The sequence below is a fragment of the Kitasatospora sp. NBC_01302 genome (genome assembly GCF_035976515.1).
Classification (GTDB): domain Bacteria; phylum Actinomycetota; class Actinomycetes; order Streptomycetales; family Streptomycetaceae; genus Kitasatospora.
Genome location: NZ_CP108405.1, coordinates 79,308 through 91,821 on the forward strand (window position 1 = coordinate 79,308; position 12,514 = coordinate 91,821).

The window sequence follows — 12,514 nt, forward strand, 5'->3', positions numbered from 1 at the left end:
CGCCGCCTTGAACGGCGGCCGGCTGCCCAGCCTGTCCTGACAAGGAGTCAGCCCGATGTCCCAGCAGCACCTCGCCGCCGCCCAGCAGAGCACCCGCCCCGACACCGAGGAGCCCGACCTGACCTGGAACACCGCCCACACCAATCGGTTGCGTGCCGCCTACGACGAACGGGACTGGCGCGCGGCCGCCGTGCTCGCGCTCTTCTCGCTGACCATCCTGACCGTGCTGGTCCTCAGCCTCGGCCCGTACGTGTTGCACTCCCTGCGGTGGATCATCCAGCCCGAGCACTCCACCATCCCCGCGAGCCGGTTGTGGAACACGGTCAACCAGCCGATCCACGCTTACCTCGCGCAGCACAGCACGGGCCTGGCCGCCGGGCCCCGCACCCTCTACACCGCCTGGGGGCTGGCCGGCGCCCTCATCCTGATCCGGGCCCTGCGCCGGGGCGCCACCGTCGGCGTCCAGCTCGGCGCCCTGGTCTTCGGCGCGCTGACCGTCGCCATGGTCTGGTCCGGCACCAACACCCAGGCCCGGCCCGTCGCCGCCGGACTGGCCGCCCTCGCCTGGGCCGTGCTCGCCGCCCTGGCTCTGACCGGCAGCTGGATCACCACCCACCTCACCGTCGTCAACGAGCCGCCCGCCCAGCCCACCACCGCCCCGGCCCCGGCGCCGGTGGTCCCGGTCACCGTCCAGGTGCCCGAGCCGCGCATCGAGGCCGTCGTCGTTGACGTCCAGCGCCTGCAGGTTGACATCAACGGCCGCCGCCTCGCAGGCGGCGACACCGGCCAGAACTGACCCCGCCGACACCCGCCCTGCCGGGGCCGCCAACTGCGGCCCCGGCCCGCACCGCCGAGCCACGAGAGGACCAACCCCAATGACCTGGGCCATATCCCGCGACGCCCGCCTCGCCGAACTGCGCGCCCTCATGGCCGAACGCGCCGCCGTCCTCGGCAACCTGCCGCCCGGCGCCGCCGCCCACGACGGCATGACGAAGGAGGTCAACGCCATCTACGCCGAGATCAAGGAACTCGAAGCATCCCGCGGCATCTCCCCGCAGCTCCTGCTGGTCCTCCTCGGCCTGGTCGCCCTCTTCCTGTGGCACCTCGCCAGCTGACCTGTTCCGGGCACTGACGCTGCCCACCACCGCGCCCCGCCTCCGTGCCGCCCAGGCCTGGCAGGCGGGGCGCGGTGGTGGGCGGCGCGGCCGCTCGGCCGGACCCACCACTGCCAGGAGAGTTGATATGACCGAAGTCTTCGAGCCGATCCGGTTCACCGCCGACGTGGTCGCCACCACGCCGGACGGCCACGTCCTGCTGATCGAACGTGGCTGGCCGCCCTTCGAGGGCGCCTGGGCTTTGCCGGGTGGCCATGTCGATCCCGGAGAGACCAGTCGGGCCGCTGCTGCCCGCGAGCTGTTCGAGGAGACGGGCGTGCGCGTGAACAGCGCGGACCTGCTCCAGCTCGGTGCCTGGGACCAGCCCGGCCGCGACCCGCGCGGCCGGTACGTCACCGTCGCCTACCTCGCCGTCGTCCCGGGTGACACCCCCATCACCGCCGGGGACGACGCCCGCACCGCCCGCTGGTGGAAGTACGACGACCTGCCCCAGCTGGCGTTCGACCACGCCGCCATCCTCGCCACGGCCCTCAAGGGAGCGCCGGCCACTACCGACCCCGCCGGCACCGCGGCCTGACCGGGCGCTGACGCTGCCCACCACCGCGCCCCGCCTCCGTGCCGCCCAGGCCCGGCGGGCGGGGTGCCGTGGTGCACGGCGCGGCCACCCGGCCGGACATCACCCCAGCAACGGACGGAGAACCACTGTGACCGCCACCGACCGCGCCGCCCGCTTCGCCACCTCCTACGCCCTCCTGCGGGCCGCTGCCGCTATCGGTGATATGTGGGTCCAGACGGACACCTGCGCACGGATCAAGGGCGCCACCGACACCAACCCCGTCGTCGACCGCGACGAGGAGACCGGCGCCGAGACCGTGCACGGCACCCGCGAAGGCCAGCTCGCCTGCCTCCACCACTGCGCGACCTACACCGCCACCCAGGCCGGCGCCCTCCTGCTCGGCTCGCGCCTGCTGGGCCTGCGCCTCAAGCCCGGTCGCGTCGCCGCCGCCCTGGCCGTCTCGTTCGCGACCCACTACGTCGCGGACAGGCGACTTCCGCTGGCCCGCCTCGCCAAGGCCACCGGCAAGGGCGCCTTCTACGAGCGCCTGTCCCCGATCTGCGGGTCCTTTGAGCTCGATCAGGCGTTCCACCACGGCTGCGAAACGGCCGCTGCTCTCCTCCTGGCCCGCTGACCCCGTCCCGGGCGCTCACGCTGCCCACCGGCCCCTGCACCGCCACCCGGCCACCAGCCGGGTATCGGGGCGGGGCCCGGTGAGCGGCGCGGCCGCTCGGCCGAGACCACCAGCTTGGAAGGAACCGCAGCGATGCAGTCCTGGAACACCCCCGACCACCACATCGCCGACACCGAGCACGGCACCCTCCACTTCGCCGACGGCGTCCAGATGGTGATCGCCGACTGGGAGATCACCGAGGACGCCCCCGACGCCGACGGCCGCGTCTACGCCGCGGTACGCGGCTGGCTGGCCAACGGCGGCGGCACCGGCCGGCACGGAGACCCCTACACCCAGCCGATCGCCGCCGGCCGCGCCCGCCTCGTCACCACCGAGCTGCGCGGCCGCCAGGCCATCACCGACCGCGACGTCCACGTCCACTTCCACAGCCCCGGCCGGCCCCACCCGAACACCTGGGACCACCAGGGCCTGCTGGTCACCATCGAGTGGATGGACCGGCACCTCGACGGCGAGGGCCGGCCGGTCCCCGAGACCGAGATCGGCCTGACCTCCTGGACCCACCCCGAGACCGGCCGGGTCTTCGACCTGACCGTCGCCTACCTGCCCGAGGGCGAGCACTACCACCCGCTCGGCTTCACCTGGCGGCACTACGACCACTGGAGCAGCGGCGCCCCGCTGTTGGAGGCGTTCTACGGCGACCACGCCGTCCCCAGCGGCGCCGGCGTCCGCTCCCTCACCGACGGCGAGTGGGTCCCGGTCAGCCAGGCACCCACCCACCCCGTGCTCGGCCTCTCCATCGAGGACGCGGTGGCCGCCGCCCGTTCCTGACCGGTCGGCCCCCGGGTACTGACGCTGCCCACCACCGCGCCCCGCCTCCGTGCCGCCCAGGCCCGGCGGGCGGGGCGCCGTGGTGCGCGGCGCGGCCACCCGGCCGAACCCCTCACCGCCACCCCGTACCGGAGGATCCGTGACCGCCCGCCTGCTCCGCCTCCTGCCCGCCCGACTGCTCCGCGCCCTCGGCTACCACTACGCCCACCTCGAGCCGGCCGAGCTCGCCACCGCACTCGAGGACGCCCACACCGACGCCTGGTCGGTCCAGCCCGCCGACCTCCGCAAGGCCCTACCGCGCCTGACCGAGCCCGGCCACTTCCAGCCCGGCCTGGTCGACCTGCACCGCGAGCAGGCGCACACCACCGCCTACCTCAACACCCTCGCCGCGGCCGCCGAGATCAACCTCGACCCCGCTGACCCCGACCAGCGGGCCCTGTACGCGGACCTGCTGGCCGCGGCCCGTGCAGCGGAGGACTTCGAGCGCCAGATCGCCGCCGCCACCACCCGCACCTTGCCCACCATCCCGGCATCCGCCGCGCTCCAGCACAGCTGACCGTCCCACCCCGGCACTGACGCTGCCCACCGGTCCGCGCCCCTCTCTCGGCACCCAGCCAGGAGGCGAGGCGAGGCGCGGCCCGGTGAGCGGCGCGGCCGCCCGGCCGAGACCACGACCGCCCTGGAGGACCACGTGATCATCGCTCAGGCCGTCTGCCCGCCGCAGACCCCGACCCGCCCGACCATCGCCGACCTGCGCACCTCGGGCCGCACCGAGGGGGAGGTCCGGCTGACCGGCACCATCACCCAGGCCCGCCGGCACACCAACAAGTCCGGCAACGAGTGGGCCACCCTCACGCTCGCCGACGTCACCGGGCAGATCGACCTGCGGGTCTTCCCGCGCACCTGGATGGCGCTGCGCGACCGAGACTTCGTCGAGGTCGGGCAGCCGGTGACGGTCACCGGCCGGATCAACATCCCTGGCCGCGACCAGGTGGAGGTCTACTGCCACGACCTGGCCCCGGCCCCCGCGCAGGCGCTGCCGCCCCAGGACAGCGACCCGGTGACCGTCCGGACGCTGATCGGCCGTCACGCCACGGGCCTGGCCGACCTGGCCGCGACCGACGAGCGCACCGCCCTCTCCCCGGCGGCGTTCACCGCGCTGGTCCGCGACGCCGCCCACCTGCTCCTGGACACCCGGCTCCACGCGGCTGGCCAGCACCTCCTCGCCGCGGGCCAGTACCTGCGGGCCATCCCCGCGGCGGCCGGCGAGCACCAGCAGCAGCTGCTCGACTTCGCGGCCGCCCACTTGGCCCAGGCCCAGGACTGCGCGGACTTCCCCCGCAGCGAGGCCTTCTGATGGCCGGCGAGATCGCCCGCACCGACAGCAAGGCTTCGCTCCTCCTCGCCCTCGACGGTGTCCTGGTCGCGGCCGTCGCCGCGCTCGGCAAGGCACCCCTGCTCGCCTCCGTACTGGCCGCGATCGGCACGGCGAGCCTGGTCGGTGCCGCCGTCCTCGCGGTCCTGGTCGTCAGGCCCCGCCTCGACCACGCCCGCAGCAACAGCTTCTCCCGCTGGGCCGCCTGCAAGAACACGGACGAACTGGCCGCGGCCCTGACCCACGATGTCCGCCTCTCCCGCCTCCAGGCGCTCTGCGCCATCTGCGACCGCAAGATGCGCCTGCTGGTCTGGGCGGCGGACCTCAGCGTCGTCACCGTCATCACGGTCGCCACGGCCGCCCTCCTCACCGTCGGCGGCGCCGCGTGAGCGAGCAGACCATCGACCAGCGCACCAACCGGGCTCGCTGACCCTGAACCGGGTGCTCACGCTGCCCACCGGACCACGCACCCGCCCGGCCACCCGCCCGGCCGGAGCGGGGGCCGGTGCGCGGCGCGGCCGCCCGGCCGGACCCCGTCACCGCCTCTGGAGGTCCCGTGAACCGCCTGCTCCGCTTCCTGCCCGCCCGCCTGGCACGCCGCCTCGGCTACGAGTTCGCCCTGCACGACCCGGCCGCCCTGGCCGCCGCCCTGGAGGCCAACTACGCCGCTGCCAGCGCCGGCCACGACACCGATCTCCACGCCGCCTTGCAGAAGCTGACCAGCCCGCTCGCGTTCCAGCCCGGCCTGGTCGGCCTGCACCAGGAAAGTGCCGACGTCGTGGTCTACCTGTGCAGCCTCGCGGCCGCGGCAGAGACCAACCTCGACCTCAACGATCCCGGCCAGTACGCGCTCTACCGGGAACTGCTCGACTCCGTCCGAGCCGCTGAGGAGCTGCGCCAGCGTGTGGCCGCCGCCGCGTCCCGGGCCTTGCCCGTCGCCCAGAGCAGCGCCGAGCTCCAGCACCTCTGACCTTCGTCCGGGCCTGGATGCTGCCTGCCACGTCGCCCCGCCCCGAGCCAGCCAGGCCCGGGGCGGGGCGACGTGGTGGGCGGCGCGGCCGCCCGGCCGGACCCCGACAGGAGGACTCCGTGACCACCGACACCACCACGCCCACCCTGGCCGCCACCGCCTACGAGCCGTTCAACCAGCCCGGGAGAACCTTCCGTCAGGACAGCATCCTGGGCGAGGCCACCGACTGGGAGCTGGCCCGCCTCGCGCTCTCCGAGCGCAGCTTCGCAACCTAACGTCGTGCGGTTCCCAGGCCCCGGGCCGGCCGTCGGCCGGCCCGGGGCAGCGCCGCCGGAGGGCACCGGTCACTGCGCGTCCGCCGGGCGCTCGCGGCGCTTCTTCTTGACCCAGTCGTGCATCGCCTCGATGAGCGCGTCGGACGGGGTTCGCTGCTCGGCAGCCGCGAGTCCCTCGAACTCCTCCCGCAGCGCCTTCGGGGGGCGGAACCCCATCACTTTGGTCTGCCCCGTCGCCGGACGCCCCATCTCACCTCTCCGTTTCTGTTGAACAGAATCTAGTCTCCGCCTGCGCAAGCGGGTTGACAAGTCAGTGGTGGCAAGTGTTTTCTGTTTAACAGAAACGGCCGATGGCCAGCAGTACTGAACTCTCCTGAACCACCTGGCAACCACCGACCCCCCCAGAACTAAGGAGAACCGCATGTCCACCGCCACCACCCGGAGCACCCGCAAGCGCCTGCTGGCCGAGATGGGACGCCTGTTCGCTGACGACGCCGGCCTGGGCGTCCTGGTGAAGTACAACGGTCGCCCCGACCTCACCGAGCAGGCCAAGACCGTGCAGACGGCCTGGGCGCGCGCACTGATCGCCGTGCACGGCCGCGACAGGGCCGCCTCCGTCTACGCCGAGTACGCCGGCGAGCGGCAGGACACCGTCACCGAGGCGATCGGCTCCTGGAACAACCTGGTCCTCAACACCGCGCCGATCCGCGACTGGACGCGGGACCTCCACGGCTTCATCTGCTGCTGCTGCGGAGGCCCGTTCAGCTCGGTGGTCATCGATGGCATCGACTCCGTGTGCAACAAGTGCGCGCGCGAGAACAGCACCGTCGAGGACGCCAAGCCCGAATGGCACGCCTACAGCCGCAGCGAGTTCATCTTCCCGGGCCTGCTCCCCGAGGAGACGCCCAAGGGGGAGAGCGCGATCACCTTCCGGTACCAGGACGGAGAGGTACGCGACTACGTCACCGGCGAGGCCGGCCTGTTCGTGGAGAACATCACCAGCCTGCCCGGCTTCACCCGCTCCACCGGCCAGACCCACGGCGAGAGCCGCGACCGGATCCACTTCACCGTGGAGGCCCGCACCGAACACCAGCGCCACAGCTTCGACATCCTCGCCACCTTCACCTACGACCCGAACCACGAGGGCTGGGAGAAGCATGCCTACGGCTTCCGGTTCAACTCCGCCCGGCTCACCTACCGCCGCCGGCCGCTGGGTCACTACGACGTGACCGACCCGACCATCACTGAGCACACCGACCTGTACCAGACGATCGACGCCCTGCTCACCGGGCTGTACGGCACGGCGCTCCTGGAGGCATGACCAAGCGCAGGCCCGCAGATTCAGCTCGTCTTCGACCTACGAGGAGAAGCTCTTGTCCACCGCACTCGACCCCACCGATCTCGTCCACCAAGCGCAGCACGCCCTCACGGCAGCCCAGGCCGCCACCGCGGTTCTGGCCGACCACCCCGAGCTGCCGGTGGCACGCATGCACGCCACCGGCAGCGACGCCGGCGGAAAGGCCGGGGCCTTCCTGGAGATCCAGCTTGACGAGGACCTGGAAGCCGTCACGCAGTGGGCCGCCAAAGTCGGCGTGCCGGTCACCGTGACCCCTTTCCTCCGCCGGGCCCAGCACACGGCCAGCGCCACCCTTCACGACGTCACCGTGCACGTCACGGCCTTCTGTGACACCAACGAGCCGGACGAGGACGACGGCCTCTACTGCTGACCGGCGGTCCCGGGCCGTCACCGTCACCACTCCTGCGGTATCCGCCGGAACTAACCGGTAGCGGAGCCCCGCCTCGCTACCGGTTCCCTGAACACAAGAACTTGACAGGGAACAACACCGACCTGCTGCGCACGTGCGCGCCGGCCTGCTCGCCCGAGCCCGCTACTGGCAGCGCCCGGCCGCCGCGCTGCTGTTCACCGCCGACCTCGAGCTCAGCCGGAAACGCAACGCCGGCCGGGCCCGCGTCGTGCCTGACCACGTCCTGGTCGAGCAGCACCGCTTCCTGCCCACCGTCGCCCAGCTGCCCGGCGAGGGGTTCGCCCACGTCCAGGAGATCCGGGACGGCGGCGACACCGGGGTCAGCGACGACCTCACCAGCGCCTGGACCTGACCACCCGACACCCCGCCCACCAGCAACCGGAGGACGAATCACGATGCGCACCACCTTGCTGACCGCGGCCTGCACGGTCACCGTGCTGGCCACCACCGGCATCGCCCTGGGCCTGCGCCGCAGCACCAGCACCACGACCCCCACCCCCGCCGCGGTCCCGGAGGCGACCGAGCCGACCAGCCAGAAGGAGCTGGGACCGTACGGCCCGCGCGTGTTCGGCGGCGAGGTGGAGCAGCTGCACGACTGGCTGGCCTCCGGCACCTGGTCGGACCCGACCGAGGTGCTGGAAGCGCTGCGGGAGCAGGCTCCTGCCTACTTCCTGGCGGACCTGGTCCGCGACCTGACCGCCGACCTGTCCGCGGCAGGCCACCGCGAGGAGGCCGACCGGCTGGGCGAGGCCGAGCGGCTGCTGTGCCAGGCCGCCGCTGTGTTGGGCGAGAGGGACTACGACGAGGACGGCTCGACGTGCCCGGACGAGCCGCACGACGCTGATTGCGTCGGGGGGTGCGGTGGTACCGGGATGGTGCTGGAGATCATGACCTGGGACGACCAGGGCGACGGGATCTACGTGCCGGTCCACCAGGAGCCCGTCGACTGCCCGGCCGGCCGCACCCACTACGCCCACGGCCAGGACTGCGGCTGCGGCGGCAGCGGCTTCACCTTCGAGGGCGGCTACCGGCACCTCTGCCTCGGCACCACGCCGCCCCAGCCGTACTCGCCGACCGACGAGGACCCCTGGGACGGCGTCGTGAAGGCCACCCCCGACGACTGCCCGTTCTGACCCACCAACAGCAACACCACCGAGGCCCGCCCGGCGACCACGTCGGGCGGGCCTCGACCGCGCCCGGGCACGGCCGGCCACGACCTCTCACAGCCGACCGGCCTCACCCGAGCGCGCCCTCCGACACGAGACCGAAGGACAACTCAGTATGGCGACCGCGCTCCTCACCCACACCGTCTCCGCCCGCACCCCGTCCTCGGACCAGCGGCGCCAGGCCGCGCTGACGATCCGCTCGATCGGCCGCCTGGCCCCGCGCCCGAGCCGGGCCCGCTACGCCTGCGCCTCCTGCTCCACGGCCTGGTCCGGCCCGGAGGCCGACTGCTGGAACTGCGGCCTGCCCGCCACCCACTCCAGCAACGACGCCTCCCTGCTCCACCTGCTACTCATGAGCCCCGTCATCGTCGGCGCGCCGAAGGCCGGCACCCGGTGACCGGCCAACTGCCCGACGAGCTGGACCGGCGCCTGGCCGCCGAGCTCGTCCCCCAGTGCCCCGCCCTCCGGCCGACCCGCCGCCCCATCCCCGCGGTCCGGCCCCTCGGCGCCGCCGTGCTGCCCGACCCGCGTGCGGCCGAGCACCGCGCCGAACTCCTCGCCGCCCTCCGCCGCCCCACCGCCAGCACGTCGAGCCCGAAGGAGACCGCAGCATGAGCACTGACGACCACGGCCACACCGTGCCGCTGGACCTGATCCTCGGCCCGCACCTGGCCGCCACCCTGATCCGCCGCATCGCCACCGGCCTGCAGCGCGACGACCTGCTGCCCGAACCCGTCGCGCTCAGGTTGGCGTGCGAGCGCGCCACCGACGGCGACCCGCTGGTCCTCGCCGCCCCCGGCCAGATCTGGGAGCTGCGCCCGGAGGTGGCCATCGACGACGCCCCGGCCCGCCGCCTCGCGGTCCACCTGCGCCTGAGCGAGCCGCCGTGCGTCTACGTCTCCGACGCGGACGCCGGGGACGACGCTGAGATCGACGAGCTGCTCCTGGAGGTTCTGGACCTCTACACCCTGGCGTCCTGGGACACGCGCTTCCTCGTCGCGCCGACCGCGATCGGCTAACCGATGCCCAGCGACACCGCCAACCCGGCCACCGTCCTGATCGCCGCCGAAAGCATCGACCTGTCCCCCACCGAGCCGCAGCAGGACGCCGACGCCGCCGTGCGCACCGCCCGCAGCGCCCGCGACGAGGAGGACCTGGTCCTGCTCCTGGCCGCGCTCGGTCTGCCCAGCGGCGAGGACGACCTCGCTCGGCTCGCACCGCACCTCGCCACCCAGGCCGGGACCGCCGGCCGTCCCGACCAGACCCACGGAGGTACCACCGTGTCCGACACCCTCACCGCCGAACAGACCGAGGCCGGGCCGGACTCGGAGTTCGGCACCGCCGTGGACGAGCTCCTCGCCTGGGCCGCGCAGCACCCGCAGGCCAAGGTCCAGCGCCTGGCCGACCAGGCCCGCCAGGCGCTGGAGAAGCTCACCGCGCAGCGCACCGCCGACCAGGCCGTGGCCGCCTACGAGGCCAAGGTCGCCAACCTCAGGGCGCAGCTGGCGAAAGCGGAGCAGGCGCTGCGTGAGGCGAAGGCCGGCAAGTCCACCACTGCGGCTCCGGCCGCCGCGTCCGGCGGGTCCGAGTTGGCGCAGCCCGCCGACAAGGCCACCCGCGACATCATCCGCGCCTGGGCTAACCAGAACGGCCGCCCGGTCGCGGACCGCGGTTCCATCCCCCAGACGGTGCTGCGCGACTGGTACGCCGCGCACCCCGACACGCTCGCCGGCTGACCATGGCCGGCCGCCCGACCGCTGGGCCGGGCCACGTCACCGGTGCGGGGCAGGCCACCCTGTCCCGCACCGGCGGCGGCGCCGGCCCCGACTGGGGCGCCTACGCCCTCCTCTACACCTCCCGGCCCCTGCCCGGTGGCGGCAGCGAGGCCGTGATCGGCTACTGCCCGCCCGACGCCGACCTGCTCGACCCCGCCTGGGGCCTGCACCAGCCCCGGCCGTACGGCCCGGCCGGCTCCGCGATCCGACCGCTCGGCGACTACGTCAGCGCCTCCACCCCGGCCCGGGCGAAGAGCGAGTCCCCGGCCGTCTACAGCCAGCGGATGGCGCTGTTCCTGCTGCGCATCGCCACCGCGACCCGCGTCAACGCCTCCAGCCCGCACGTGATCGACCTGCCCTGGGCCGCCTGGACGCTCGCCACCGAGCAGCACGTGGTGCTCGCCGTCGACCCGGACCATCCGCACCGCGGCTGGGCCGGCCACCACCAGGTCCGCGTCGGCCGCCTGATCGCCCTGCAGCCCAAGCAGCCCTGACCAACCACCTGCCATCGAGGGGAGCACCGCCATGCCCGGCACCATCACCGCCGGCCTGCCCGAGGCGATAGCCCGCACCCAGGCCAGCCTGGCCCGTTACCAGCATGCGCTCGGCCCCGGCCCGGACTCCGACCCGGCGATCGACGCCGCCTGGACGCTGCACCGCGACGTCGCCGCCCTGCTGCCCGCCGCCCTGGCGCTCCTCGCCGAACGCGACGACCTCGCCCGGCGCCTGGAGACCGCGCGCCGCGACCCGCTCACCGGCTTGCCCACCCGCGCCGCCTTCACCACCGCCGCCGAGCAGCTGCTCACCACCGCGCCGGCGGTGGTCCTGCTCGACCTGGTGGACTTCAAGGCGGTCAACGACACCCACGGCCACGAGACCGGGGACGCGGTCCTGGCCGCTGTCGGCCGCCGCCTCGCCGACTGGGCCGGGCCCGCCGCCGCGTGCGGTCGGCTCGGTGGCGACGAGTTCACCGTCGTTCTCGACACCGACCCCGCCGACCTGCCCGAGCGGATCGTCAAGCTCCGCGCCTTGCTCGAGCAGCCCGTCGAGCACGACGGCCAGGTCCTCGCCGTCGGCGCCTCGATCGGCACCGCCACCCGCACCACCGGCCACCCCGACCTCGGCCTGTCGGCGCTCCTGCACGCCGCCGACCAGGCGATGTACGCCGACAAGGGCCGCGGCCGCCGCGGCCGCCGCCAGACCCTCACCCACACCCTCGCCGCCTAACACCGGGAAGGAACCCGCCCGATGGCCCGCGTGACCATGCCCATCACCCCCGTCCACACCGACGGCACCCCCTGCACCCACCAGGTCAACCAGCGCACCGGCCACCCCAAGGACCCGACCAGCGACTGCACCGGCCGCACCGGCTACGCCGCCACCTGCTCCGCCTGCGACCGAGGTCACCAAGCACCTGCGCCAGCACTCCAACTGACCACCAGGAGGACCACCGACATGACCGTCCCCACCGGCTTCACCACCCTTTACGGCCTGACCATCGCCACCTGCGACGAAGACGCCGAAGCCTTCCTCGCCCTCGGCCACCACGACCCCCGCCGCATGACCGCCGCCGCCAACCGCCTGCTGCGCACCGAACGAGTCGAGCGCTACCGGCCGATGGTCGGCGAGCTTCCGCGCATCACCCACACCTTCGGCACCCTCACCGGGCAGCCGGTCGACGAGGACGGCGAAGGCGGCTGGAGCTTCGAGTTCGCCAACCCCGATGAGGCCAGCGCCCAGGCGGTCACCCTGCTCGAGGTCCCCGGCCTGGGCGACTTCGAGCTGCTGGCCGTTTCCAGCCGCTGCCCCGACTGCAGCCGCCTGACCACCACCGGCCACTACATGTCGGCCAGGATGCGAGCCCTCAGCACCCCCAGCCCGCTCGGCCACGAGTGTCGCATCTGCGGCGCCATCTGGCCCGCCGCCTCCCGTGCCATCGGTCTGGACCGTGCCGACGGCCGCGTCCCGGCCTGACCCCGTACGCGCAAATGGGCCCGTTCTCCGATCCGAGAACGGGCCCATTTTGCGTTTCCGGCTGCCCCTGTTCCTGGGGC

Annotated in this window: 22 protein-coding genes; 21 read left to right on the plus strand and 1 reads right to left on the minus strand. The window is 73.6% G+C overall.

Annotated elements, in window-relative coordinates; all coding sequences use genetic code 11:
- Positions 1-55 precede the first annotated feature (55 nt).
- From OG294_RS40015 to OG294_RS40060, 10 genes are all read left to right on the plus strand, one after another.
- Entirely contained in the window at positions 56-796 is a 741-nt protein-coding gene (locus OG294_RS40015; protein WP_327071905.1) for a hypothetical protein, read from the plus strand.
- 79 nt (positions 797-875) lie between these two features.
- Complete coding sequence (locus tag OG294_RS40020; RefSeq protein WP_327071906.1) at positions 876-1,115, plus strand: hypothetical protein; 240 nt, start codon at positions 876-878, stop codon at positions 1,113-1,115.
- Between the two features lie 127 nt (positions 1,116-1,242).
- Positions 1,243-1,692, plus strand: coding sequence for an NUDIX hydrolase (locus OG294_RS40025; RefSeq protein ID WP_327071907.1), 450 nt, complete (start codon positions 1,243-1,245; stop codon positions 1,690-1,692).
- Positions 1,693-1,819: 127 nt separating this feature from the next.
- The gene (locus tag OG294_RS40030) at positions 1,820-2,305 is read left to right on the plus strand and encodes a hypothetical protein (RefSeq protein ID WP_327071908.1); all 486 of its coding nucleotides are present in this window, start codon (positions 1,820-1,822) and stop codon (positions 2,303-2,305) included.
- 132 nt (positions 2,306-2,437) lie between these two features.
- The gene (locus tag OG294_RS40035; RefSeq protein WP_327071909.1) at positions 2,438-3,133 is read left to right on the plus strand and encodes a hypothetical protein; all 696 of its coding nucleotides are present in this window, start codon (positions 2,438-2,440) and stop codon (positions 3,131-3,133) included.
- A 139-nt stretch (positions 3,134-3,272) separates the two neighbouring features.
- Positions 3,273-3,689 carry a hypothetical protein gene (locus tag OG294_RS40040; protein WP_327071910.1) on the plus strand — a complete coding sequence of 139 codons (417 nt, stop codon included), beginning with the start codon at positions 3,273-3,275 and terminating at the stop codon, positions 3,687-3,689.
- Positions 3,690-3,824: 135 nt separating this feature from the next.
- The gene (locus tag OG294_RS40045; RefSeq protein ID WP_327071911.1) at positions 3,825-4,490 is read left to right on the plus strand and encodes an OB-fold nucleic acid binding domain-containing protein; all 666 of its coding nucleotides are present in this window, start codon (positions 3,825-3,827) and stop codon (positions 4,488-4,490) included.
- Positions 4,490-4,897: a Pycsar system effector family protein gene (locus OG294_RS40050; RefSeq protein WP_327071912.1), complete on the plus strand. Its 408-nt coding sequence runs from the start codon at positions 4,490-4,492 to the stop codon at positions 4,895-4,897. The genes OG294_RS40045 and OG294_RS40050 overlap by 1 nt, the downstream gene beginning before the upstream one ends.
- Positions 4,898-5,064: 167 nt before the next feature.
- Positions 5,065-5,478, plus strand: coding sequence for a hypothetical protein (locus OG294_RS40055; protein ID WP_327071913.1), 414 nt, complete (start codon positions 5,065-5,067; stop codon positions 5,476-5,478).
- 119 nt (positions 5,479-5,597) lie between these two features.
- Positions 5,598-5,753, plus strand: a complete 156-nt coding sequence (locus tag OG294_RS40060; RefSeq protein ID WP_327071914.1) for a hypothetical protein — start codon at positions 5,598-5,600, stop codon at positions 5,751-5,753.
- A gap of 69 nt (positions 5,754-5,822) precedes the next feature.
- Here the strand turns inward: OG294_RS40060 and OG294_RS40065 are convergent, their stop codons facing one another.
- Positions 5,823-5,969 carry a hypothetical protein gene (locus OG294_RS40065; protein WP_327071915.1) on the minus strand — a complete coding sequence of 49 codons (147 nt, stop codon included), beginning with the start codon at positions 5,967-5,969 and terminating at the stop codon, positions 5,823-5,825.
- Positions 5,970-6,174: 205 nt separating this feature from the next.
- On the opposite strand from OG294_RS40065, the gene OG294_RS40070 reads away from it, so the two are divergent.
- The 11 genes from OG294_RS40070 (at position 6,175) to OG294_RS40120 (ending at position 12,434) form a co-directional block, all read left to right on the plus strand.
- A complete protein-coding gene (locus tag OG294_RS40070) occupies positions 6,175-7,074 on the plus strand; it encodes a hypothetical protein (RefSeq protein WP_327071916.1) in 900 nt (299 codons plus the stop codon).
- A 52-nt stretch (positions 7,075-7,126) separates the two neighbouring features.
- Complete coding sequence (locus OG294_RS40075; protein ID WP_327071917.1) at positions 7,127-7,480, plus strand: hypothetical protein; 354 nt, start codon at positions 7,127-7,129, stop codon at positions 7,478-7,480.
- A gap of 133 nt (positions 7,481-7,613) precedes the next feature.
- Positions 7,614-7,871 carry a hypothetical protein gene (locus OG294_RS40080; RefSeq protein ID WP_327071918.1) on the plus strand — a complete coding sequence of 86 codons (258 nt, stop codon included), beginning with the start codon at positions 7,614-7,616 and terminating at the stop codon, positions 7,869-7,871.
- A gap of 43 nt (positions 7,872-7,914) precedes the next feature.
- Positions 7,915-8,652 (plus strand): hypothetical protein, encoded by a 738-nt coding sequence (locus tag OG294_RS40085; RefSeq protein ID WP_327071919.1) that lies wholly within the window; start codon positions 7,915-7,917, stop codon positions 8,650-8,652.
- Between the two features lie 148 nt (positions 8,653-8,800).
- A complete protein-coding gene (locus OG294_RS40090) occupies positions 8,801-9,082 on the plus strand; it encodes a hypothetical protein (RefSeq protein ID WP_327071920.1) in 282 nt (93 codons plus the stop codon).
- A complete protein-coding gene (locus OG294_RS40095; protein WP_327071921.1) occupies positions 9,079-9,300 on the plus strand; it encodes a hypothetical protein in 222 nt (73 codons plus the stop codon). Before OG294_RS40090 ends, OG294_RS40095 begins: the two co-directional genes overlap by 4 nt.
- Positions 9,297-9,704, plus strand: coding sequence for a hypothetical protein (locus OG294_RS40100; RefSeq protein ID WP_327071922.1), 408 nt, complete (start codon positions 9,297-9,299; stop codon positions 9,702-9,704). The genes OG294_RS40095 and OG294_RS40100 overlap by 4 nt, the downstream gene beginning before the upstream one ends.
- 3 nt (positions 9,705-9,707) lie before the next feature.
- Complete coding sequence (locus OG294_RS40105) at positions 9,708-10,421, plus strand: Lsr2 family DNA-binding protein (protein WP_327071923.1); 714 nt, start codon at positions 9,708-9,710, stop codon at positions 10,419-10,421.
- A 2-nt stretch (positions 10,422-10,423) separates the two neighbouring features.
- A complete protein-coding gene (locus tag OG294_RS40110) occupies positions 10,424-10,954 on the plus strand; it encodes a hypothetical protein (protein ID WP_327071924.1) in 531 nt (176 codons plus the stop codon).
- A 31-nt stretch (positions 10,955-10,985) separates the two neighbouring features.
- On the plus strand, positions 10,986-11,687 hold the full coding sequence (locus tag OG294_RS40115) for a GGDEF domain-containing protein (RefSeq protein WP_327071925.1): 702 nt from the start codon (positions 10,986-10,988) through the stop codon (positions 11,685-11,687).
- 21 nt (positions 11,688-11,708) lie between these two features.
- The gene (locus OG294_RS40120) at positions 11,709-12,434 is read left to right on the plus strand and encodes a hypothetical protein (RefSeq protein ID WP_327071926.1); all 726 of its coding nucleotides are present in this window, start codon (positions 11,709-11,711) and stop codon (positions 12,432-12,434) included.
- Positions 12,435-12,514 lie beyond the last annotated feature (80 nt).

What these genes read in the sequence shown, in the direction of transcription:
- OG294_RS40020 (WP_327071906.1), top strand. Translation starts at nt 876, where the DNA reads ATGACCTGGGCCATATCCCGCGACGCCCGCCTCGCCGAACTGCGCGCC.
- OG294_RS40015 (WP_327071905.1), top strand. Translation starts at nt 56, where the DNA reads ATGTCCCAGCAGCACCTCGCCGCCGCCCAGCAGAGCACCCGCCCCGAC.
- OG294_RS40090 (WP_327071920.1), top strand. Translation starts at nt 8,801, where the DNA reads ATGGCGACCGCGCTCCTCACCCACACCGTCTCCGCCCGCACCCCGTCC.
- OG294_RS40025 (WP_327071907.1), top strand. Translation starts at nt 1,243, where the DNA reads ATGACCGAAGTCTTCGAGCCGATCCGGTTCACCGCCGACGTGGTCGCC.
- OG294_RS40100 (WP_327071922.1), top strand. Translation starts at nt 9,297, where the DNA reads ATGAGCACTGACGACCACGGCCACACCGTGCCGCTGGACCTGATCCTC.
- OG294_RS40065 (WP_327071915.1), bottom strand. Translation starts at nt 5,969, where the DNA reads ATGGGGTTCCGCCCCCCGAAGGCGCTGCGGGAGGAGTTCGAGGGACTC.
- OG294_RS40105 (WP_327071923.1), top strand. Translation starts at nt 9,708, where the DNA reads ATGCCCAGCGACACCGCCAACCCGGCCACCGTCCTGATCGCCGCCGAA.
- OG294_RS40120 (WP_327071926.1), top strand. Translation starts at nt 11,709, where the DNA reads ATGGCCCGCGTGACCATGCCCATCACCCCCGTCCACACCGACGGCACC.
- OG294_RS40115 (WP_327071925.1), top strand. Translation starts at nt 10,986, where the DNA reads ATGCCCGGCACCATCACCGCCGGCCTGCCCGAGGCGATAGCCCGCACC.
- OG294_RS40085 (WP_327071919.1), top strand. Translation starts at nt 7,915, where the DNA reads ATGCGCACCACCTTGCTGACCGCGGCCTGCACGGTCACCGTGCTGGCC.
- OG294_RS40070 (WP_327071916.1), top strand. Translation starts at nt 6,175, where the DNA reads ATGTCCACCGCCACCACCCGGAGCACCCGCAAGCGCCTGCTGGCCGAG.
- OG294_RS40050 (WP_327071912.1), top strand. Translation starts at nt 4,490, where the DNA reads ATGGCCGGCGAGATCGCCCGCACCGACAGCAAGGCTTCGCTCCTCCTC.
- OG294_RS40035 (WP_327071909.1), top strand. Translation starts at nt 2,438, where the DNA reads ATGCAGTCCTGGAACACCCCCGACCACCACATCGCCGACACCGAGCAC.
- OG294_RS40110 (WP_327071924.1), top strand. Translation starts at nt 10,424, where the DNA reads ATGGCCGGCCGCCCGACCGCTGGGCCGGGCCACGTCACCGGTGCGGGG.